The sequence below is a fragment of the Nitrospirillum viridazoti CBAmc genome (assembly GCF_000730165.1).
Classification (GTDB): Bacteria; Pseudomonadota; Alphaproteobacteria; order Azospirillales; family Azospirillaceae; genus Nitrospirillum; species Nitrospirillum viridazoti.
The window spans coordinates 991,364-1,011,667 of the sequence record NZ_CP022111.1 but is presented as its reverse complement, the minus strand read 5'-3'; the positions used below and the strand labels follow the sequence as shown (position 1 = coordinate 1,011,667).

Below are 20,304 nucleotides of genomic sequence, written 5' to 3'. Positions count from 1 at the left end.
CAGTGACCAAATATGTATAGCGCGCGCTCAGTAATCTTGTCTGCGAAAGACTTAGCGATGCGCGGCCAAATTGGGTATGACCCAGTCGCGCAGAAATATATCTTCGGCCATACCGCGTACATTAGGCCGAAAAGCGAGCAAAACCTGGACAACGGCGCCGTGCAGGTGGCGGCAGGCGGTGACGTCGATTTCGGCCTGGGGCGCCGCCTGCAGCCGCGACAGCAAGGCTTCCGCGTCCTCGGCGGCGCAGACGCCTCGCAGGTGGATCACATTCCCCACAACCTCCACCGTCATGGCGCCCCCTGCCCCACCGGCGCCGTGTCGCTGGGCGCGGCGGCGATCAGGCCGGGCACATCCAGGATCATCAGCACGTGCCCATCCCCCAAAAGAGTTGTCCCCAACACGCCCGGCATCGCGGATAGCAGGCCGGTCAGAGGCCGCAACACCACGTCGCGCCGGCCGACGAACGCGCCAACCTCCACCGCCACCAGCTCGCCACCCATCCGCGCCACCACCGCCCGGCACGGTCCCCCGTCCGCCCGCGCCTCTTCCGGCAACCCCAGCAATGCCGCCAGGGATAGGAGCGGTACGGCAGTGTCGCGCAGCACGAAAGCCCTCCCAGCGCGGATGGGAAAGACGCGGTCCGGGTCCACACGCGCCGTTTCCACGATGCCGTCCATGGGGATGCCGTAGCGCTCCCCCGCCACCGTCACGATCATGACCTTGGTCAGCACCAGGTTCAGGGGCAGGACCAGGCGCACCGTCGTGCCCTGGCCGGAGGCACTGCTGATGCCAACGCTGCCGCCCAGGCGGCCGACCGCGGCGCGCACCGCGTCCATGCCCACCCCCCGGCCGGACAAGTCGGTCACCGCCTCGGCGGTCGAGAAGCCGGGACGGAACACCAGGTCCAGCACCTGGTCGTCGGCCAGGGCGTCCAGCATGCGGTCGGGCAACAGCCCACGCGCGGCGGCAGCCCGGCGGATGCGGACCGGGTCCATGCCGCGCCCATCGTCCGCCACGTCGATGACGACGTGGTCACCCTCGCGCCGGGCGACCAGGCTGATCAAGGCGCGGGCAGGCTTGCCCGCCGCCGCACGCTCCGCTGCCGGCTCGATGCCGTGATCGACGGCGTTACGCAGCAAATGGGTCAGGGGTTCGAACAACCCCTCGACGATGGCCTTGTCGACCTGGACATCCTGACCATCGACCGCCAAGTCAACCTCCTTGCCCAAGGCGGTCGCGGTTTCGCGCACAACCCGGGGGAAGCGGCGCAGCAAGGGCAGGATGGGCACCAGGCGTATGCCCATCACCGTGCGGTGCAGGCGCGCGACCAGCCGGTCCAGCGCCGCCTGGCGGTCACCCAGTATTTGCGCTGCCGCTTGCGGCGCCAATCCGTCCGCCATCTGCCCCGCCAGGTCGGACAGCGCGTTCTTGGCCACCACCAGTTCATCCACCAGCTGGGCCAGGGCGTCGATACGGCTGGCCTCCACCCTCAGGCTGCGCGGCCCCTCCGCCAGAGCTGGCGGCGGCACGGGCGCGGATGGCGACGGAGGCGGCGACCAGGACAGCAGCTGGATTTGGTCGGGCACGAAACGGAAGGGCCCCTTGACCACCTCCGGCGCCGCGGCCGACAGCAATTCAACCACCAGATCGCAGGCGTAGGGATCGTAGGCATCCGCCGCCACCGGCGCGGCGACATCCCGCCGGGTAATGCGCAGGGCCAGCAGATCCGGCACCGCCCGGGCGAAGGCGACGGGATCATCCCCGCGGAAGTAGCAGCCGGCATCGGGGACATAGCGCAATGCCGTCACCCTGGGGTGGCGGGCGGGGGCCAAGTCGCGGTCCCGGAACAGGGCCTCGATCCAGGCGGTGTCGATGTCCGTCGCCTGGATCGGGGCCGATGGCGGCGCATCGCCGTCGAGGGCGCGGTTTAGGCGGCTGACCAGGTCGGCCGCCACGGCGTCGGCGTCCGCCGGCAGGCCGCCGCCCGTTGCCGCCAGGACGCCCAGCCAGCGTTCCGTCTGGCCGGTGGCTGCGATCAAGGCGTCCACGGCGCCCCGTGACAGGGCCCGGCGCCCATCGCGCCACGCGCCCAGCAGATCCTCCGCGACATGCAGCACCTGCCCCATGGCCGGCAGGTCGAACAGGCCGACCGAGCCCTTGAGCGTGTGGATGGCGCGAAAGGCCTGGTCGACCAGGGCGGCGTCATCCGGCCGGCCTTCCAGGGCCAGCAAGGCTTCGCCCGCATGCTGCACCTGCTCCGGCCCCTCGATCAGGAACTGTTCCAGCAGTTCATCCATCGCGGCCCGCCTTGGCTGGGCGGGGGTCACGCGGGCGCTGATAGACCACGGCGTCGGCGAAACGCTGTACGTCGAAACTGTCGCTCAGGCGGGCCAGCGACTCCGAATGACCCAGGCACAGATAACCGCCCGGCACCAATCGGTCGTGCAGGTTGCGCACTGCCTGGCGCCGCGATCGGTCATCGAAATAGATCAACAGGTTGCGGCAGAAGATGACATCGAACTTGCCGTGAATGGCCAGCGCGTCCCCATCCATCAGGTTGGCATTGGTGAAGGTCACGGATTCCCGCAAATCCTGGATGATCTGGAAATGCTCAACCCCACCCCGTCCTTTGGACTCTAGAAAATAGTCCCGCCGCAGATCCGGCGGCAAGCGCGCCAGCGACTTGGCGGCGTACCGCCCCAGCCGCGCCTCCTCCAAGGCGTGGGTATCGATGTCCGAGCCGACGATCTCCACATGATAGGCGTCCACCATGGCCCAGTTCTCCAGCAGCCAGATGGCGATGGAATACGGTTCTTCGCCCGTCGAGCAAGGGATGGACCATAGGCGCAGCTTGTCGCCCGGCCCCCGCCGAGAAACGATGTCCGGCAGCATGTCGCGGCTGAGGCTCTTCAACTGATGGTCTTCGCGGTAGAAATACGTCTCGTTGACGGTGAAGCTGTTGATCAGCCGCTCCGCCTCCACGGGATCCAGGCGCAGGTGGTTGAAATAGTCGGCGAAGCTGCCGGCCCCCGTCAGCGCCATGCGCTGACCCACGCGCCGGTCGACGTAATACCGCTTGCTCTCCCCGAACTGCATGCCCGTGCGGTCATACAGGAACTCGCAGAAGCGGGCGAGTTCGGGCGCGCTCAGCAACGGGGCGTCGCCGCTGGGGCCCTGGGGGCGGCGGGGACTCATCGGCCGGCCACCATACGCACCAGGCGGCCGGATATTTCCTCCAGCGGGGCCACAACGTCTGCCCCGCCCGCCTTCACCAGTTCTCCCGGCATGCCCCAGACCACGGCGCTCTCCTCGGACTCCGCGATGGTGCGTCCGCCGTCGTTGCGCAGGCGGGTCATGGCGGCCGCGCCGTCATAGCCCATGCCGGTCATCAGCACGCCCACCAGGCGCCACGGCTCCACCAGCGACAATGCGCTCTCGACCAGCCGATCGACGCTGGGATGCCAGCGGTATTCCTCCTTGGCGGGGGTGGGCAACGCCACCAAGCCGGAGGGGCGCTGGCTCAGGACCAGGTCGGCATCGCCCCGGCCGATATAGACGTTCCCCGGGGCCAGCGGGGTGGGCCGCGCCACTTCCTGCACCGTCAGGGCGCAGAGGCGGTCCAGGCGGCGCGCCAGCGGGCCGGTGAAGGTGGCCGGCATGTGCTGGGCCACCAACACCGGCCAGGGAAAGTCCGCCGGCAACCCTTCCAGCACGGCGTCCAGCGCCGGCGGACCACCGGTGGAACAGCCGATGAGCACCAGGCCGGGCACCGCCTGACTTTCCGCCGGCGAGGCCGCCCCCTCCACCTCCTGCGGCAGGGCGTCGGTCAGCAACCGGGCGCGCTTGGCCCGGGCGACGGCACCCCCGGGGACGGCACCGATATCCGGCCTGCCGGCCTCGATGGCGTCCGCTTGCCGGCGCAGGCGCTCGGCCAGGCGGTGGGACCGGCGCAGGCGGGCGCCTGCCGCCTGGCGCACCTTGTCCACCAGGCCGGGCCCCAACTGGTCCATCTTGAGGGAGATGGCCCCCTCCGGCTTCTGAATGAAATCCACCGCCCCCAGCGCCATGGCTTCCAGCGTCACCTCGGCCCCCGCCTCGGTGAAGGAGGAGACCATCACCACCGGCCGGGGCTGTTCCACCATGATCTGGTCCAGGCAGGTCAGCCCGTCCATCTGCGGCATGTGGACGTCCAGGGTGATGACGTCGGGATTGAACCCCCGCAGCAGGGCCAGCGCCTCCAGCCCGTCGCGGGCGAACGCCACCTCGAAATCACCGGCCGCGGTGAACAGGTCGCCCAGCAGACGGCGGACCAGGGCGCTGTCGTCCACGATCAGCAGGCGGGTCACGGGGCGGCCGAACCGGTCATGGCATCGCTCCCCGCCGGGGCGTCGTCCCCCTTCAAGGCTGCGTCGAGGGCGGCCAACAGGTCACGCTCCGCCCGGTCCAGCAGGGCCCGCGGTTCGATCAGCAGGATCATGCGGCCGGCACCGTCCGCCGTCTCCAGGTTGGCAATGCGGCTGAACACCGAGGCACCCTCTGCGTCGCCCGGCTGGGTGAAATCCGGTGTCTCACTCACCCGGTCAGCTGGCAGGGCCAGGATCTCCGACACGCCATCCACGGCGAAGCCGGCCAGTTTGCCGTTGATGCGGGTCACGATGACCCGCCGGCGGCCGGTGCCGGATCCCGCCACGCCGAACCGGCGGCGCTGGTCGATGACCGGCAGCACCTGGCCGCGAAGGTTCATGACCCCCTCGATGAAGCCGGGCGCCTTGGGCACACGGGTCAGGGTGTCGGGCAGGCGCACCACCTCCTCCACCGCGTCCACGGGCAGGCCGTATTCCTCGTCCCCCAGCTGGAAGACCACCACGCGGTCAGCCGTCGTCGCACGGCCGTCAGGGTTCATGTCAGGTGCCTCCTGCGGGTCGGGGCCGCCATCCGCCAGAATATGTGCCACCGTGTCATCCCGGAACAGCCGCGCGCCCGACAGGATGGAGACCAGGCCGCAACCATCCGGCAGACGGCAGATGGATTGGATCTGGGCCTCGCCCCGGCCCCGGTTCAGTACCGCCGGCACCGCGCCCACGCTGTCCGCCGGCACGCGCAGGATGGAATTCAGCCGGTCAACCAGCAGCCCCACCCGCGACCCACCGATATGGGCGATGACCACGCGCGCCCCGCGCTGATCGCTGGCGGCGATGCCCAGGCCCAGCAGCGCCCGCAGAGAAACGATGGGCAGCAGGGCGCCTCGTAGCGACGCGGCGCCCACCATGGCGGCGTCGGTACGGGGCAGCTTCGCCAGATGGTCCGGCAGGGTGATGACCTCCCCCACCTCCGCCAAGGGCAAGGCGTAGGCCTGATCCGCCAGGGTGAAGGCCAGAAAGGCGCGCTCATCCTTGGCCGCCTGCCGGCGCGGCTCGGCAGGCTCCGCCCGGCCTGGCCCAGCGCCGCGCCGGATCAGGCCGGCAAACTCCCGGCGCAGCAGCTCGGCCAAGTCGATCAGGCGCAGGGCGCCGTCCTCGTGGGCGTATAGCCCGCCGGCGGCCTGGTCCGCGCCAGCGTCAAGCTGGGCCAGCGCCCCCACCTCGTCCACCGTCAGCGCCACGGGCTCCTCCGCCTGCAGCAGCAGAAGGCGGGACGCGGCGCCGGACGCGGCTTCCTCCCCGCCCAGCAGGCGCGCCAGCGACAGCACGGGCACGACGGCGCCGCGTACGCTGGCGACCCCGGCCAAGCCGGGTGGCGCGTGCGGCATCCGGGTCACGCGCACGGGGCGCAACACCTCGATCACGTCGGCGGCCGAAGCAGCCAATCGGATGGCGCCCACGCGGAAGGTCAGCACGTGCTGGTGGCGGCCCCCGGCCGCCTTGGAAGCGGCCATCACCCGGCTTTCTGCAACTCGTCGGCCAGCGACGCGATCTCCTCGATGGCGGCCGCCAGGTCTTCCGCCCCGCGTGCTTGCTGCCGGGCGGCGGTGGCGGCTTGGATGGCGGCCCCGCCGGCCAGTTCCGCCGCCACGGCGATCTGCTGCACGCCGCTCAACACCTCGCGCACCGTGCCGCTGATGGTGTCGGCCCCGGCAGCGATGTCGCTGCTGGCGGCATAAAGCTCCTGCGCGCCGGTGGCGATGGCGGCCAGCCGGACGTCGATCTCCTTGTTCTTCTGCATCTCGGCCTCGGCCACGGCGGCGATCTGTTCCAGATCGCGGCGCACGGCCGCCACCAGCAGCTGGAACTGGCGGATGACGTCCTTCGCGCGGTCGGCGTTTTCGCCCGAATCCCGCGCCAGGGCGCGGATATCGGTGGAAACCACGGCGAAGCCGGTACCCTGGTCCCCGACCCGCGCTGCCTCGACCGATCCGCTGACGGCCAGCATCGTGGTCTGCACCGCCACGATGGCTATGCCGTCCACGATCTTCTCCATGCGCCGGCCGGTTTCCTCCAGCGCGGCGACCAGGTCGATCACCGCGCGGGTTTCGGCCAGGGCCCGGCCCGCACCCTGAGTCAGCCTGGCCACGGTGGCACGACCTTGCGCCAGCATGGCTTGCGAGCCTTTGATCCGGTCCAGCGCCTGGCCAGCGCTACTGCTGGTGGCTTGGGCCGCCCGCTGGATCTGACCCATGGCGCTGCTGGACTGCTGGGTGGCGGCGGCCTGGATTTGGGCCCCCCGGCTGATCTGATTGATGGCGATCAGGATTTCGCCGGCAGCACCCGACAGCTGCTGCACCGCCGCCGACAGTTGCTCCGCCATGGCGCCCACGTCTTCGACCAGGCTGCCGCGCTGGCCTTCGACGCTGAGGCCCTCGGACAGGGCGGCCAGAGCATCGGCGGCCTGGCGGCTCTGGTCCAGCGCCTGGCTCTGCTGCGCCACGGAGCGCTGGGCCTCCGCCGCCGCCGCGGACTGTTCCTCCGCCGCGCTGGAGATGTTTTCCGCCCCCTTTTGCGCCTCCCGCGCGGCGGCATCCGCCTCCACTGCCGCCAGCAGGATGGCCTGGGCGCCATCGACCAGGCCGGCCAGGTCGGCGCGGGTGCTCTCCAGCTGGGTGGTGACGGTGCGCCCCTCGGCCGCCTCGGCGGTCGCCGTGGCCGCCGCCGCGCGAACCCGGTCGGCGACGATGCGCACCTCATTCGTGATGCTGCCGGCCAGAACCTGAACGTCGCGCGACCGCTTTTCCGAGGTCTCTGACAAGGCGCGCACCTCATCCGCCACCACGGCGAAGCCCCGGCCGTGATCGCCCGCCCGCGCCGCCTCGATGGCGGCGTTCAGGGCCAGCAGGCCGGTCTGGTCGGATATGTCCGCCACCGTGCGGGTGATGTCGCCGATATGGTCGGCGTGGCGCTCCAGCGTGACGATGATGTCGACCGATTTCAGTTGCCGGTCGGCGCTGGCGGCCACCGCCGTCACCGACGCCTCGATCAGGGCGGCGGCCTCGGTCAGCTGGGTCTGCAAGGCCAAGGTGCGTGTCTGCGCCCTGTCCGCCCGCTCCCGCGCCTGCTGGAACGAGGTGGCCATGCCCGCGACGGCCGCCAGGGATTCATGGCTGGCCGACGCCGCCTCTTCCGCCGCGCTGGCGATCTGCTCCAGCGACCGGCGCAGCTCTTCCGACGCGGCGGACGCCTCCGCCACGCCGGCGGCCAGCTCCTCGGTGGCGGCGGCGATACGTTCCGCCGCCGTCTGGCGGGTGGCGGCCAGCAGGGGCCGGCGCGTGCGCTTGGGCGGTGCCACGGCCTTGGGCGTGGCCTTCACCGGCGCCTCGACCGTGGCGGCGGCCGCCGCCTGGGTGCGGGCTCGGCCCTTCGCCCCGGCCAAGCGGGAGGTCTTTACCAATGCCATGATGTTTTCCCCAATCCGAAGCCCTCATCCGCGAACGGGCCCCGCCCCATACCGTCCGGGAGGGCATCCCGGGCATCCTCGGCGTCACGATGCGTGGAGTTCGTTTTACAGGCCAGGCGCTTGCCGCAGCAATCGACGTAAGGCCATAGGCACTATGGTTAAGAGACGCCGCGGCACGATCCCCCATCTGGGACCATCGCTGGCAAACCCACAAGCGTTTCGCGTAAAGCTGTGCGTGAGGGCTTTTGAGGACGGGAGAGGGCGATGGATGCGCGCGGAATCGTGAAAGTGGCGGTGGTGATGGCCGTGACCGTCGCGTGCATCCCGGGATGGCCACCCGCCCGTGCCGGCGCCCCCACCGAGGTGGAGGTGCTGCGCGGCGGCGATGATGACGTCACGGTCGCCCTGGCCGGCGCCGTGGTTCAGGCCTTCGGCCGCGACGGTGCCTTCGTGCTCAGCAGCGGGCACCGGGCCAATTCCCTGATCGTGGTGGTGCAGGGTCCCACGGCGGCGGCGCGCTCGGGCATCCACTACAAGCTGGCCTTCCCCATCCGCTACGCCTCCGCCCAGGGCCAGACGCTGGGCTTCACCGAAGTCACCTGCCAGGAGAACACCCTGAGCAAGTGCGCGGAGCAGGCGGTGGCCGCCGCCGGCCCCGCCGCGGGTAAGCTGGGCCGGCACTAAGCGCTTGGAACCTCAATCCGCGTCGAAGTTCATCGCGACGCCGTTGATGCAATAGCGCAGGTGCGTGGGCGGCGGGCCGTCAGGGAAGACGTGGCCCAGGTGGCTGCCGCAGCGGGCGCAGTGCACCTCGGTCCGCACCATGCCATAGCTGCGGTCCACCGTGGTGGCGACGGAACCCTCCACCGGGTCGTTGAAACTGGGCCAGCCGGTGCCGCTCTCGAACTTGCGGGTGGACTGGAACAGCGGCTGGCCGCAGCCGGCGCAGGAGAAGGTGCCCGGCCGCTTCTCATGGTTCAGGGCGCAACTGCCCGGCCGTTCGGTGCCGTGGCCGCGCATGACGGCGTACTGCTCCGGCGTCAGCAGCTGGCGCCATTCCTCGTCCGTGCGCACCACTTCGTATTCGCCATCCATGGCCTGACGCTCCTTTTTTACCAAGTCGCTACCGATATGGGCCTTCGGCGCGCGGATTGCCACAGGGTCGTGGCCGCCCGCCTGCTTGCCTTATGGTTCGGCCGGCGCCATAAACGGTGCCGATCGGCGCGGCGCCAAAGATAAGAGAATACAGGATGATAACCGGCGACCTGACCAACCCCCTGGAAGTCGTGCTGCGCCTGGCCATGGCCTTGACCCTGGGCTCGGGCATCGGCTTCGAACGCCAGCTGCACCAGAAGATGGCCGGCCTGCGCACCAACGCGCTGGTGGCCCTGGGTTCCGCCGGCTTCGTCATCTTCTCCGCCATGGTGGGCCAGGGCGATCCCACCCGCGTGGCGGCGCAGGTGGTGTCGGGCATCGGCTTCCTGGGTGCGGGCGTGATCCTGCGCGAGGGCGTGAACGTCCACGGCCTGAACACCGCCGCCACCCTGTGGTGCTCCGCCATGGTCGGCACCTTCGCCGGCGGCGGCTACTGGCTGCCCAGCCTGGCGGCGGCCGGCTTCGTCGTCGTCACCAACCTGATCCTGCGGCCCCTGGTGCGCCGCATGAACCGCCGCATCCTGATCGCCACGGATGTGGAAACGCACTACACCGTCTCCGTCACCTGCAAAGGGGCGGAGGAGGCGCACATCCGCTCCCTGCTCATGCACGCCCTGACCCACGGCGGCCTGGGCCTGCGCCGCATCGACAGCCAGGACGTGCCGGACACCACCAAGGTCGACGTGACCGCCAAGGCCGTCTCCCCCACCCGCAACGACGCGGCGATGGAGCAGATGGTGGGCCGCCTGAGCCTGGAGCCCTATGTCTATGCCGTCAGCTGGGAAGTGGAGCGGGCGGAGCCCGAGGGTTGAGGGCGCGCTCAAACGCCGGCCGCTAGGCTTCACTTAATCCCGCCAGGCGTCACGCTGAACGGTACCACGTGGCGCTCATGCCCGGCGATGGCCAGGCCCCGGCCGATGGAGGGGAAGGCGCGGTGGCGGCAGTCGTCGCGGTCGCAGACCTTGCAGCTGGAACCGATGGGCACCGCCGTTTCCTGGTTCTGCAGGTCCAGGCCGGCCGAATAGACCAGGTCGCCGGCATGGGTGATCTCGCAGCCCAGGCCCAGCGCCGCCTCGCGCGGGCGGGACAGGTAGCCGCCACCGGTCATGGTGACGGTGCGGGCGATGCAGAGATAGGTGATGCCGTCCGGCGTGCGGGCCACCTGCACCAGGATGCGGCCCGGCTGGGCGAAGGCCTCGTGCACGTTCCACAAGGGGCAGGCGCCGCCGAAGCGGGCGAACTGGAAACGGGTGGCGCTGCTGCGCTTGAAGATGTTGCCCGCCCGGTCGACCTTCAGGAAGTAGAAGGGGATGCCGGCGTTGCCCGGCCGCTGCATGGTGCTGAGCCGGTGGCACACCTGCTCAAAGCTGGTGCCGAAATGGTGCTGCAGCCGTTCGATGTCATGGCGCACGGCCCGCGCCTGGGTCAGGAAGCGGCCATAGGGCAGGATCAGGGCGCCGGCGAAGTAATTGGCGAGGCCCGTGTAGGCCAGGCCGCGCGCCTCGGGACTGCTCAACGGCGCCTTGCGCACCTCCTCCTCGATCAGGGGGGCGAACTGCATGCGGCCGATCTGCTGCGCCAGGAAGAAGGCGCGGCTTTCGCGCGGCGCGCTTTCCGCCAGATGCAGCTGGCGCAGGGCGGGATCGTAGCGCCACAGCACCCCCTCCCCGCCCAGCGCCGCCGACACGGCGCAGGTGACGCCGTGGCGATCGCGCAGGTAGTCGATCAGGTCTTCCAGCAGGCGGGTGGCGGTGAAGCCCTGGCTTTCGAACAGCGTTTCCGCCGCCACGTCCAGGCTGGCGAAATGGTTGCGCTTGCTCTGCACGAAGTCGCGCACGTCGTCATAGGGGAAGGGCGCCGTGCCGCCGGTTTCCATCTCCAGATCCTGATCCAGGCGGTGGCGCGCCCCCTCCTCCATCAAATGCTGGTAGGCGCGGTAGAGCTTGATGAACTGGCCGGCGATGCCGGGTGCTGCGCGTACCGCGTCGCTGATGGCGCTGAGGCCGGAGGCGTCGTCGGCGAACAGCGGGTCGCCCAGTACCTCGCGCAGCTCGCTGCCCAGGCGCAAATCGCTGTCGTCGGCGAAATGGCGCGGTTCCACCCCGAACACGGCGGAGATGGCCGCGAGCGCTGCCGTGCTGAGGGGGCGTTGATTGTTTTCGATCTGGCTTAGATAACTCATGGACAGCTGGCTGGCCTGGGCCAGGGCGGACAGCGCCATGCCCCGCTGCTGGCGCAGTTGCCGCACCCGTTCGCCCGCGAAAATCTTGCCCGCCATGGCCGTTGCACCCTCATTCAATTTTACAAACTTCACAAATTAACCACCCCGGCGTCGCACGATTTCGCGTGGCATCGGCTTGAACTGGGATCAAACTGTTTGCAAACATCGCAGCTGTCAATCCAGGTGGCCCCCGCTGCCATCGCCACACCCAAAAACAGCCGCCATCCGGCGCACCCATAACCGGTCAGGAGACGGGCGTTGACGCTCACGGTCATTGAAACCCTTGAAGCCAAACGCCAGGGCGCGCGCGCCGGCGGCGGTGAAAAGCGCGTGGCGGCCCAGCATGCCAAGGGCAAGCTGACGGCCCGCGAACGGCTGGAGCTGCTGCTGGACGCCGGTTCCTTCGAGGAATGGGACATGTTCGTGGAGCACCGCTGCGCCGACTTCGGCATGGCGGAGCAGAAGGTGCCGGGCGATGGCGTGGTGACCGGCCACGGCACCATCAACGGCCGCCTGGTCTTCGTCTTCAGCCAGGACTTCACGGTCTTCGGCGGCTCCCTCTCCGAGGCGCATGCCGAGAAGATCTGCAAGATCATGGACCAGGCGATGAAGGTGGGCGCCCCCGTCATCGGCCTGAACGACAGCGGCGGCGCCCGCATCCAGGAAGGTGTGGCCAGCCTGGGCGGCTATGCCGAGGTGTTTCAGCGCAACGTCCTGGCCTCCGGCGTGGTGCCGCAGCTGTCGCTGATCATGGGCCCCTGCGCCGGCGGCGCCGTCTACAGCCCGGCCATGACCGACTTCATCTTCATGGTGAAGGACAGCAGCTACATGTTCGTCACCGGCCCCGACGTGGTGAAGACGGTGACGCATGAGGTGGTGACGGCGGAGGAGCTGGGCGGGGCTGTGACCCACACCGCCAAGTCCGGCGTGGCCGACCTCGCCTTCAACAACGATGTCGAGGCGCTGCTGCACACCCGCCGCTTCTTCGACTTCCTGCCCCTGTCCAACCGGGAACAGGCGCCGGTCCGCGTCACCGCCGACCCGGTCGACCGGCCGGAACCGTCGCTGGGCACCCTGGTGCCAGCCAACCCCAACAAGCCCTACGACATGAAGGAACTGATCCTGAAGGTCGTGGACGAGGGCGACTTCTTCGAGCTGCAGCCGGATTACGCCAAGAACATCATCATCGGCTTCGGCCGGCTGAACGGGTCCACCGTGGGCTTCGTGGCCAACCAGCCGCTGGTGCTGGCCGGCTGCCTGGACATCGACAGTTCCATCAAGGCCGCCCGCTTCGTGCGCTTCTGCGACGCCTTCAACATCCCGATCTGCACCCTGGTGGACGTGCCCGGCTTCCTGCCCGGCACGGCGCAGGAATACAATGGCATCATCAAGCACGGGGCCAAGCTGCTGTTCGCCTATGCCGAGGCCACCGTGCCCAAGGTCACGCTGATCACGCGCAAGGCCTATGGCGGCGCCTATGACGTCATGGCGTCCAAGCACCTGCGCGGCGACGTCAACTATGCCTGGCCGTCGGCGGAGATCGCGGTGATGGGGCCGAAGGGCGCCGTCGAGATCATCTTCCGCGCCGACATCGGCGACGCGGCCAAGATCGACGCGCGGACGGAGGAATACCGGCAGAAGTTCGCCAACCCCTTCGTCGCGGCCTCGCGCGGCTACATCGACGACATCATCATGCCGCACAATACCCGCCGCCGCCTGATCAAGGCGTTCTCCATGCTCAAGAACAAGAAGCTGGAGAACCCTTGGAAGAAGCACGACAACCTGCCGCTTTGAGGCCCGTCCTGATGTTCTCCAAGATCCTGATCGCCAACCGGGGCGAGATCGCCTGCCGGGTCATCAAGACGGCGCGCCGCATGGGCATCAAGACCGTCGCCGTCTATTCCGAGGCGGACGCCGGCGCCTTGCACGTGCAGATGGCGGACGAGGCCGCGGCCATTGGCCCGGCGCCGTCGGCCCAAAGCTATCTGGTGGCCGACCGCATCATCCAGGCCTGCCTGGAAACGGGGGCCGAGGCCGTTCATCCCGGCTATGGCTTCCTCTCGGAAAAGGCAGCGTTCTGCGAGGCCTTGAAGGCCGCCGGCATCGCCTTCATCGGCCCGGACGTCCACGCCATCGGCGCCATGGGCGACAAGATCGAGTCCAAGAAGCTGGCCAAGGCCGCCGGCGTCAGCACCGTTCCCGGCTACCTGGGCGTCATCAAGGACGATGAGGAGGCGGTGCGCATCGCCCACGACATCGGCTATCCCGTGATGATCAAGGCGTCGGCCGGCGGTGGCGGCAAGGGCATGCGCGTGGCCTGGGACGACGCCCAGACGCGCGAAGGCTTCCGCAGCGCCAGCAATGAGGCGCGCTCCAGCTTCGCCGACGACCGGGTGTTCATCGAGAAGTACGTGACCGAGCCCCGGCACATCGAAATCCAGGTCATGGCCGATGCCCATGGCAACTGCGTCTACCTGGGCGAGCGTGAATGCAGCATCCAGCGCCGCCACCAGAAGGTGATCGAGGAGGCGCCCAGCCCCTTCCTGGACGAGGCCACGCGTAAGGCCATGGGTGAGCAGGCCGTGGCCCTGGCGCAGGCGGTACAATACCGCAGTGCTGGCACAGTGGAGTTCATCGTCGACAAGGACCGCAACTTCTACTTCCTGGAGATGAACACCCGCCTACAGGTGGAACATCCGGTGACGGAGATGATCACCGGCCTGGACCTGGTGGAACTGATGATCCGCGTGGCGGCGGGCGAGAAGCTGCCGATCATCCAGGATGACGTAAAGCTGAACGGGTGGGCGCTGGAGGCCCGCGTGTACGCGGAGGAGCCCACGCGCAACTTCCTGCCGTCCATCGGCCGCGTCACCCGCTACCGGCCCCCGGCCGAGGGCCCGGGCGCGCAGGAGGGCAGCATCGTCCGCGTGGATACCGGCATCCACGAGGGCGGCGAGATCAGCATGTTCTATGATCCCATGATCGCCAAGCTGATCACCTACGGCCCCGACCGCACCACGGCCATCACCGCCATGGGCGACGCGCTGGACCGCTTCCAGATCCGCGGCGTGGGCCACAACATCAGCTTCCTCGCGGCCCTGGTGGAATCCCGCCGCTTCGGTGAAGGGCGCCTGACCACCAACTTCATCGCCGAGGAATTCCCCGACGGCTTCCACGGCCGCGAACTGCCGGCCGAGGTGCTGACCCGCCTGCTGGCCATGGCCGCCAGCATCCACCGCAGCCGGGTGGAGCGGGACGCGACCATCTCCGGCCAGATGGCCGGCCACCACCGCGTGGTGCCCGCCACCTGGGTGGTGCGCTGCGGCCGGGACAACCATCCGGCGGAGATCGTCGCCGTGGATGACGGCCATGACGTGACGCTGGACGGCCGGACGTATGCGGTGCGCAACACCGACTGGCACCCCGGCCAATCGCTGTGGGCCGGCACGGTGGATGGTCACGCCCTGGCCGTTCAGGTGGACGGCACGGGCATCGGCTACCGCCTGTTCCACGGCGGGGCGGAGTTGGAGGTGCAGGTGTTGACCGTCCGGGCGGCGGAGTTCGCGGCCCTGATGCCCATCAAGGCCAAGCCGGACATGTCCAAGTTCCTGCTGTCGCCTATGCCGGGCCTGCTGGTCACCGTGGCGGTGGCCGTGGGCGATGAGGTCAAGGCCGGCCAGGAGCTGGCGGTGGTGGAGGCCATGAAGATGGAAAACATCCTACGCGCCGAATCCGACGGCACCGTCAAGAAGATCGCGGCCGAAAAGGGCACGTCCCTGGCCGTCGACCAGATCATCATCGAGTTCGAGTGACCATCATGAGCGACTTCTCCGAGAAGACCCTGGCCGATTGGCAGCGCCTGGCCGCCAAGGAATTCGGTGCCGACCCCGAAGGCCTGGTGCGCACCACGCCCGAGGGCATCGCGGTGAAGCCGCTCTACACCGCAGCGGATCTGGAGGGACTGGAGCTTCAGACCCTGCCGGGCTTCGCGCCCTACACGCGGGGTCCCCGGGCCACCATGTACAGCCACCGGCCCTGGACCATCCGGCAGTACGCCGGCTTCTCCACGGCGGAGGAAAGCAACCGCTTCTACAAGGCCAACCTGGCGGCGGGCCAGATGGGCCTGTCGGTGGCCTTCGACCTGGCCACCCATCGCGGCTACGACAGCGACCACCCCCGCGTGGTGGGCGACGTGGGCAAGGCCGGTGTCGCCATCGACAGCGTGGAGGACATGAAGATCCTGTTCGACGGCATCCCGTTGGACAAGATGAGCGTGTCCATGACCATGAACGGCGCCGTGCTGCCGGTGCTGGCGGGCTACATCGTGGCGGCGGAGGAGCAGGGCGTCAGCCAGGACAAACTGTCCGGGACCATCCAGAACGACATCCTGAAGGAGTTCATGGTCCGCAACACCTACATTTACCCGCCCACCCCCAGCATGCGCATCGTGGCCGACATCATCGAGTACACGGCGCTGAACATGCCCAAGTTCAACTCCATCTCCATCAGCGGCTACCACATGCAGGAAGCCGGGGCGACGGCGGTGCAGGAACTGGCCTTCACCCTGGCGGACGGGTTGGAGTATGTGCGGGCGGCGGCGTCCAAGGGCCTGAAGGTCGACCAGTTCGCCCCGCGCCTGTCCTTCTTCTTCGCCATCGGCATGAACTTCTTCATGGAGGTGGCCAAGCTGCGCGCCGCCCGCCTGCTGTGGGCCAAGCTGATGAAGAAGCATTTCGATCCGCAGGACGCGCGGTCGCTGGCCCTGCGCACCCATTGCCAGACCTCGGGCGTCAGCCTGACGGAGCAGGACCCCTACAACAACGTGGTGCGCACCACCATCGAGGCCATGGCCGCCGTGCTGGGCGGCACGCAGTCGCTGCACACCAACAGCTTTGACGAGGCGCTGGGCCTGCCCACGCCCTTCTCCGCCCGCATCGCCCGCAACACCCAGCTGATCATCGCGGAGGAGACGGGCGTGCCCCACGTGGTCGACCCGCTGGGCGGCAGCTACTACGTGGAAAGTCTGACCCACAGCCTGGCAGCCGAGGCCGAGAAGCTGATCGATCAGGTGGAGGGCATGGGCGGCATGACCAAGGCCGTGGACAGCGGCCTGCCCAAGCTGATGATCGAGGAGGCGGCGGCCCGCCGCCAGGCCCGCATCGACCGGGGTGAGGAGGTGGTGGTTGGCGTCAACAAGTACCGACCGCAGAATCCTGAGCGGGTGGAGGTGCTGGACATCGACAACACTGCCGTGCGCGAGGCCCAGATCGCCCGCCTGAACACCATCCGCACCAACCGCGACGACGCGGCGGTGAAGGCCGCGCTGGACGCCCTGTCCCAGGGTGCTGCCGACGGCACCGGCAACCTGCTGGATCTCGCCATCAAGGCGACGCGCGCCCGCGCCACGGTGGGTGAAATCTCCGACGCGCTGGAGCGGGTTTTCACCCGCCACCGCGCCGTCATCCGCTCCGTCAGCGGGGTCTATGGCTCGGCTTACGACGGCGATGAGGGCTTCAACCGCATCCGCAAGGATGTGGAGGCCTTCGCGGAGGCCGAGGGCCGCCGGCCGCGCATGCTGGTGGTGAAGATGGGCCAGGACGGCCACGACCGGGGCGCCAAGGTCATCGCCACGGCCTTCGCCGACATCGGCTTCGACGTCGATGTCGGCCCGCTGTTCCAGACGCCGGAGGAAGCGGCCCGCCAGGCGGTGGAAAACGACGTGCACGTCATTGGCGTGTCGTCGCAGGCCGCCGGGCACAAGACGCTGGTCCCGGCCCTGATCGACAGCCTGAAGGCGCAGGGCGCGGGCGACATCCTAGTGGTGTGCGGCGGCGTCATCCCGCCCCAGGACTATGACATGTTGTACCAGGCCGGCGCCGCCGCCATCTATGGCCCGGGCACCAACATCCCCACAGCCGCCGCGGAAATCCTGGAAATTTTGCAGAAGCGGCGCCCAGCCGCCGCCTGACCCTCCGTCCGCGGAGCCATGCAGCGGGGGAAACACCCTGTGCGCCCGGCGCACAGGGCTCCGCCCTGGCTTGGCGCCCACCCTGTGTTAGCATTCCCCCGGAACTTCGGCTTACGGCGTGAGGGGTAGGGCATCATGGGCATAGAGGCGGATCACCCGCTGCGCGGCGTGCTGATGCAGGAGTTGCACTCCCGCATGGCCATGCCGGTGAAGGCGCCGGTGGAGGTCTTCCAGGCCACCTACCTCTGCACCCCGGCGGAGGGATCGGCCTGCGCCGGCCGCCTGCTGACCGTGCTGGACGCCCTGCCCTCCCCGCAGGCCGAGGCGCCGCGCTATGGCGTCACCGCCACCGCCATCGCCGGCCGGCCGGCCCAGGTGAAGTGGGAGCACCACACTGAATTCCTCAGCGTCAGCGTGGCCATCACCGGCGCTCATGGTGAGGAGACCCGGCTGGCGGTGGAAACCTTGCTGGACGGCGTGTTCGGTCCCCTGGGCGCCCGGCGCCTGGCGGCGGTTAACGTGCAGGTCGAGCAGGCGGAGGGGCAGCCGGACCCCGTGGCGCTCGCCGCCCGCTTCCCCACCGGCAGCTGCGCCGGCGCCGTGGTCAATGGCGGTGAGGCCTGGGTGGCGCTGGACTTCCATATTGACGGTGACGGCTACAGCCGCGCCCTGATTCAGAACCGGGGCCTGACCGACGATCGGCTGGGCCGCCTGGTGCAGCGCATCCTGGAGATCGAGACCTACCGCGCCGCCGCCTTCCTGGCTTTCCCCCAGGCGCGCGAGACCATGGCGGTCCTGACCGACATGGAACGCCGGCTGGAGGATACCGTCGGCCGCATCCGCGACAGCAAGACCCCGGCGGAGGACCGCGCCATCCTGGACAGCCTGACCGACCTGGCGGTCGACCTGGGCCATCTGGTGACGCGCAACCGCTGGCGCTTCGGCGCCAGCCTGGCCTATGGCGAGATCGTCAGCGAGCGGCTGGACGAACTGCGGGAGGATCGCATCCCCGGCCTGCAGCGCGTGGGCCTGTTCCTGAAGCGGCGCCTGCGGCCCGGCATCCGCACGGTGGAGGCCGCCGCCCGCCTTCAGGGGGAACTGGCCGCCGGCATGGAACGCGCCCAGGCCAGCCTGCGCACCCGCGTGGATGTCGGCCTGTCCAGTCAGAGCGCCACCCTGCTGACCTCGCTGGACCGCAATTCCAGCATGCACGTGCGCATCCAGGAGGCGGTGGAGGCCCTGTCCATCGTGGGCATCACCTACTACCTGGTGTCGCTGGTGGAAAAGGTGATGCACGGCCTGCCGGAGACGGAGGGCTGGCCTTCCACCAGCCGCATCGTGGCCATCGCCGTGCCGGTCTGCGCCGGCGTGGTGGCCATTGCCGCCCGCTGGCTGCGGCGCAACATGCCGCACTGAAGGTTTTCTGACGTTCAAGGAAGTCTGGCGGCCCTGGCCCGGCGCCCCTGGTCTGGGCCTATTTCGGCGGGGCGTAACAGGCCGCGATATCAGGACAATTGACCGCCTTGGGCCCCGCCACGGTGCCGGTGTTCTGTGTCTCATCTCGGCTCATGGCGTCCCCCCGCGAGATCGGCGGCAGTTCCGGCGGGCCGAACATGGCCTTGAGGCGGGCATATTCCGCATCGTGGTAGGCCTGTTCTTCTTCCGGCGTCGGCAGCACTTGCGGGGTGACGATGATGTCACGGGGCAGGTCGTCCTTTTTCAGCGCTGGCGGTGCCGCAGGGCCGGCCGCCGGACTGGTGGCCGAACTATTGGTGCCCTGGGCCCAGGCCCCGGAAGACAGCGCGGCGATCACGCCGGCAAGGATCAGAATACCAGGGCGCATGGGGTCACCGCTTCAGAGCCATTCGAGGACCTTGAGCGTAGTCCGCGTTCGGAACAGCCACAACCGGCACGCGCCTGGCGCAACCTAAATTCCATTTCAGCAAAATGAAGCGGGCGGCGGAATGGCCCCGCCGCCCGTCCAAAGTCGGAACCGTAAGGCCTTAGAAGCCGGCTTCAGCAGTCTTCAACGATGCCATATCGATTACGAAACGATACCGCACATCGCTGGCGACGACGCGGTCATAAGCCTCGTTCACCTGGTTGATGGCGATGGTCTCGATGTCGCTGATGATGTTGTGCTTGGCGCAGAAATCCAACATCTCCTGCGTTTCCTGGATGCCGCCGATCAGGGAACCGGCCAGGCTGCGGCGGCCCATGATCAGGGAGAAGGCGCCCACCGGCACCTGTTCCTCCGGCACGCCCACCACGACCAGGGCACCATCAACCTTCAGCAGGCCCAGGTAGGCGTTCCAGTCGATGGGCGCCGACACCGTGTTGATGATCAGGTCGAAGGTGCCCGCCAGCTTCGTGAAGGTCGCTTCGTCCGACGTGGCGTAGAAATGGTCGGCCCCCAGCCGCCGGCCGTCGGCCTCCTTGCGCAGCGATTGGCTCAGTACCGTGACGTCGGCCCCCATGGCGTGGGCCAGCTTCACCCCCATGTGGCCCAGGCCGCCCAGGCCGATGATGGCCACCTTCTTGCCCGGCCCGGCCTTCCAATGGGCCAGCGGGGAATAGAGCGTGATGCCGGCGCACAGCAGTGGCGCGGCGGCATCCAGCGGCAGGGTGTCCGGAATGCGCAGGACGTAGTTCTCGTCCACCACGATGGTGGTGGAATAGCCGCCCTGGCTCAGCGTCTTGCCGTCACGCTCCATCGCGTTGTAGGTGCCGGTCATCCCCTGGGTGCAGAACTGTTCCAGGCCCTGTTTGCAGTAGTCACACTCACGGCAGCTATCGACGAAGCAGCCGACGCCCACCCGGTCGCCCACCTTGTACTTGGTGACCGCCGGGCCGACCCGGGTGACGATGCCGGCGATCTCGTGCCCCGGCACCATGGGGAACAGGCTGCCGCCCCACTCCTCCCGCGCCTGATGCACGTCCGAATGACAGATGCCGCAATACTGGATGTCGATGACCACGTCGTGGTCCCGTGGGTCCCGGCGTTCGAAGGTGAACGGCGCCAGGGCTTCCTTGGCCTTGTAGGCCGCATATCCCAAGGTCTTGATCACGTCAGCCCCTCTCTGATGGCTTGATCCCGATATGAGGCAAGGCTTCCCGGTGTCCCCCCGGT

The 20,304-nt window shown here is 68.8% G+C and carries 16 protein-coding genes; 6 read left to right on the top strand and 10 right to left on the bottom strand.

Going from position 1 to position 20,304, the window contains the following annotated elements; genetic code table 11:
• Nucleotides 1-51: 51 nt before the first annotated feature.
• From Y958_RS17775 to Y958_RS17750, 6 genes are read right to left on the bottom strand one after another with little or no spacing between them, the layout of a single operon-like run.
• Entirely contained in the window at nucleotides 52-294 is a 243-nt protein-coding gene (locus Y958_RS17775) for a hypothetical protein (protein WP_088873305.1), read from the bottom strand.
• Nucleotides 291-2,300 carry a chemotaxis protein CheA gene (locus tag Y958_RS17770; protein ID WP_088873304.1) on the bottom strand — a complete coding sequence of 670 codons (2,010 nt, stop codon included), beginning with the start codon at nucleotides 2,298-2,300 and terminating at the stop codon, nucleotides 291-293. Before Y958_RS17770 ends, Y958_RS17775 begins: the two co-directional genes overlap by 4 nt.
• Nucleotides 2,293-3,198, bottom strand: a complete 906-nt coding sequence (locus Y958_RS17765; RefSeq protein WP_244909443.1) for a CheR family methyltransferase — start codon at nucleotides 3,196-3,198, stop codon at nucleotides 2,293-2,295. Before Y958_RS17765 ends, Y958_RS17770 begins: the two co-directional genes overlap by 8 nt.
• Nucleotides 3,195-4,349, bottom strand: a complete 1,155-nt coding sequence (gene cheB, locus Y958_RS17760) for a chemotaxis-specific protein-glutamate methyltransferase CheB (protein ID WP_088873303.1) — start codon at nucleotides 4,347-4,349, stop codon at nucleotides 3,195-3,197. Before cheB ends, Y958_RS17765 begins: the two co-directional genes overlap by 4 nt.
• Nucleotides 4,346-5,878, bottom strand: coding sequence for a chemotaxis protein CheW (locus tag Y958_RS32815; protein ID WP_088873302.1), 1,533 nt, complete (start codon nucleotides 5,876-5,878; stop codon nucleotides 4,346-4,348). Before Y958_RS32815 ends, cheB begins: the two co-directional genes overlap by 4 nt.
• Complete coding sequence (locus tag Y958_RS17750) at nucleotides 5,878-7,830, bottom strand: methyl-accepting chemotaxis protein (protein ID WP_088873301.1); 1,953 nt, start codon at nucleotides 7,828-7,830, stop codon at nucleotides 5,878-5,880. Before Y958_RS17750 ends, Y958_RS32815 begins: the two co-directional genes overlap by 1 nt.
• Nucleotides 7,831-8,094: 264 nt before the next feature.
• Between Y958_RS17750 and Y958_RS17745 the strand changes: the two genes are divergently transcribed.
• Complete coding sequence (locus Y958_RS17745; protein ID WP_088873300.1) at nucleotides 8,095-8,514, top strand: hypothetical protein; 420 nt, start codon at nucleotides 8,095-8,097, stop codon at nucleotides 8,512-8,514.
• A gap of 12 nt (nucleotides 8,515-8,526) precedes the next feature.
• Here Y958_RS17745 and msrB read toward each other — a convergent pair whose 3' ends face one another.
• Nucleotides 8,527-8,925 (bottom strand): peptide-methionine (R)-S-oxide reductase MsrB, encoded by a 399-nt coding sequence (gene msrB, locus Y958_RS17740; RefSeq protein ID WP_088873299.1) that lies wholly within the window; start codon nucleotides 8,923-8,925, stop codon nucleotides 8,527-8,529.
• Between the two features lie 155 nt (nucleotides 8,926-9,080).
• Here msrB and Y958_RS17735 point away from each other — a divergent pair, with 155 nt between their 5' ends.
• Nucleotides 9,081-9,797: an MgtC/SapB family protein gene (locus Y958_RS17735; protein ID WP_088873298.1), complete on the top strand. Its 717-nt coding sequence runs from the start codon at nucleotides 9,081-9,083 to the stop codon at nucleotides 9,795-9,797.
• Nucleotides 9,798-9,826: 29 nt separating this feature from the next.
• On the opposite strand, the gene Y958_RS17730 is transcribed toward Y958_RS17735, so the two are convergent.
• Entirely contained in the window at nucleotides 9,827-11,263 is a 1,437-nt protein-coding gene (locus Y958_RS17730) for a helix-turn-helix domain-containing protein (protein WP_088873297.1), read from the bottom strand.
• A 201-nt stretch (nucleotides 11,264-11,464) separates the two neighbouring features.
• Between Y958_RS17730 and Y958_RS17725 the strand changes: the two genes are divergently transcribed.
• From Y958_RS17725 to Y958_RS17710, 4 genes are all read left to right on the top strand, one after another.
• Complete coding sequence (locus Y958_RS17725; RefSeq protein ID WP_088873296.1) at nucleotides 11,465-13,000, top strand: acyl-CoA carboxylase subunit beta; 1,536 nt, start codon at nucleotides 11,465-11,467, stop codon at nucleotides 12,998-13,000.
• Nucleotides 13,001-13,011: 11 nt separating this feature from the next.
• Nucleotides 13,012-15,018, top strand: a complete 2,007-nt coding sequence (locus Y958_RS17720; protein WP_088873295.1) for an acetyl-CoA carboxylase biotin carboxylase subunit — start codon at nucleotides 13,012-13,014, stop codon at nucleotides 15,016-15,018.
• A gap of 5 nt (nucleotides 15,019-15,023) precedes the next feature.
• Nucleotides 15,024-17,174 (top strand): methylmalonyl-CoA mutase, encoded by a 2,151-nt coding sequence (scpA, locus tag Y958_RS17715; RefSeq protein WP_088874065.1) that lies wholly within the window; start codon nucleotides 15,024-15,026, stop codon nucleotides 17,172-17,174.
• 135 nt (nucleotides 17,175-17,309) lie between these two features.
• Entirely contained in the window at nucleotides 17,310-18,590 is a 1,281-nt protein-coding gene (locus Y958_RS17710) for a DUF3422 family protein (protein ID WP_088873294.1), read from the top strand.
• Between the two features lie 58 nt (nucleotides 18,591-18,648).
• Here Y958_RS17710 and Y958_RS17705 read toward each other — a convergent pair whose 3' ends face one another.
• A complete protein-coding gene (locus Y958_RS17705) occupies nucleotides 18,649-18,987 on the bottom strand; it encodes a hypothetical protein (RefSeq protein ID WP_145727839.1) in 339 nt (112 codons plus the stop codon).
• 190 nt (nucleotides 18,988-19,177) lie between these two features.
• Entirely contained in the window at nucleotides 19,178-20,242 is a 1,065-nt protein-coding gene (locus tag Y958_RS17700; protein ID WP_088873292.1) for an NAD(P)-dependent alcohol dehydrogenase, read from the bottom strand.
• Between the last annotated feature and the right edge of the window lie 62 nt (nucleotides 20,243-20,304).

Coding starts and splice junctions, on each gene's coding strand:
- Y958_RS17775 (WP_088873305.1), bottom strand. CDS start 294: ATGACGGTGGAGGTTGTGGGGAATGTGATCCACCTGCGAGGCGTCTGC.
- Y958_RS17770 (WP_088873304.1), bottom strand. CDS start 2,300: ATGGATGAACTGCTGGAACAGTTCCTGATCGAGGGGCCGGAGCAGGTG.
- Y958_RS17765 (WP_244909443.1), bottom strand. CDS start 3,198: ATGAGTCCCCGCCGCCCCCAGGGCCCCAGCGGCGACGCCCCGTTGCTG.
- Y958_RS32815 (WP_088873302.1), bottom strand. CDS start 5,878: ATGGCCGCTTCCAAGGCGGCCGGGGGCCGCCACCAGCACGTGCTGACC.
- Y958_RS17750 (WP_088873301.1), bottom strand. CDS start 7,830: ATGGCATTGGTAAAGACCTCCCGCTTGGCCGGGGCGAAGGGCCGAGCC.
- Y958_RS17745 (WP_088873300.1), top strand. CDS start 8,095: ATGGATGCGCGCGGAATCGTGAAAGTGGCGGTGGTGATGGCCGTGACC.
- msrB (WP_088873299.1), bottom strand. CDS start 8,925: ATGGATGGCGAATACGAAGTGGTGCGCACGGACGAGGAATGGCGCCAG.
- Y958_RS17735 (WP_088873298.1), top strand. CDS start 9,081: ATGATAACCGGCGACCTGACCAACCCCCTGGAAGTCGTGCTGCGCCTG.
- Y958_RS17730 (WP_088873297.1), bottom strand. CDS start 11,263: ATGGCGGGCAAGATTTTCGCGGGCGAACGGGTGCGGCAACTGCGCCAG.
- Y958_RS17720 (WP_088873295.1), top strand. CDS start 13,012: ATGTTCTCCAAGATCCTGATCGCCAACCGGGGCGAGATCGCCTGCCGG.
- scpA (WP_088874065.1), top strand. CDS start 15,024: ATGAGCGACTTCTCCGAGAAGACCCTGGCCGATTGGCAGCGCCTGGCC.
- Y958_RS17710 (WP_088873294.1), top strand. CDS start 17,310: ATGGGCATAGAGGCGGATCACCCGCTGCGCGGCGTGCTGATGCAGGAG.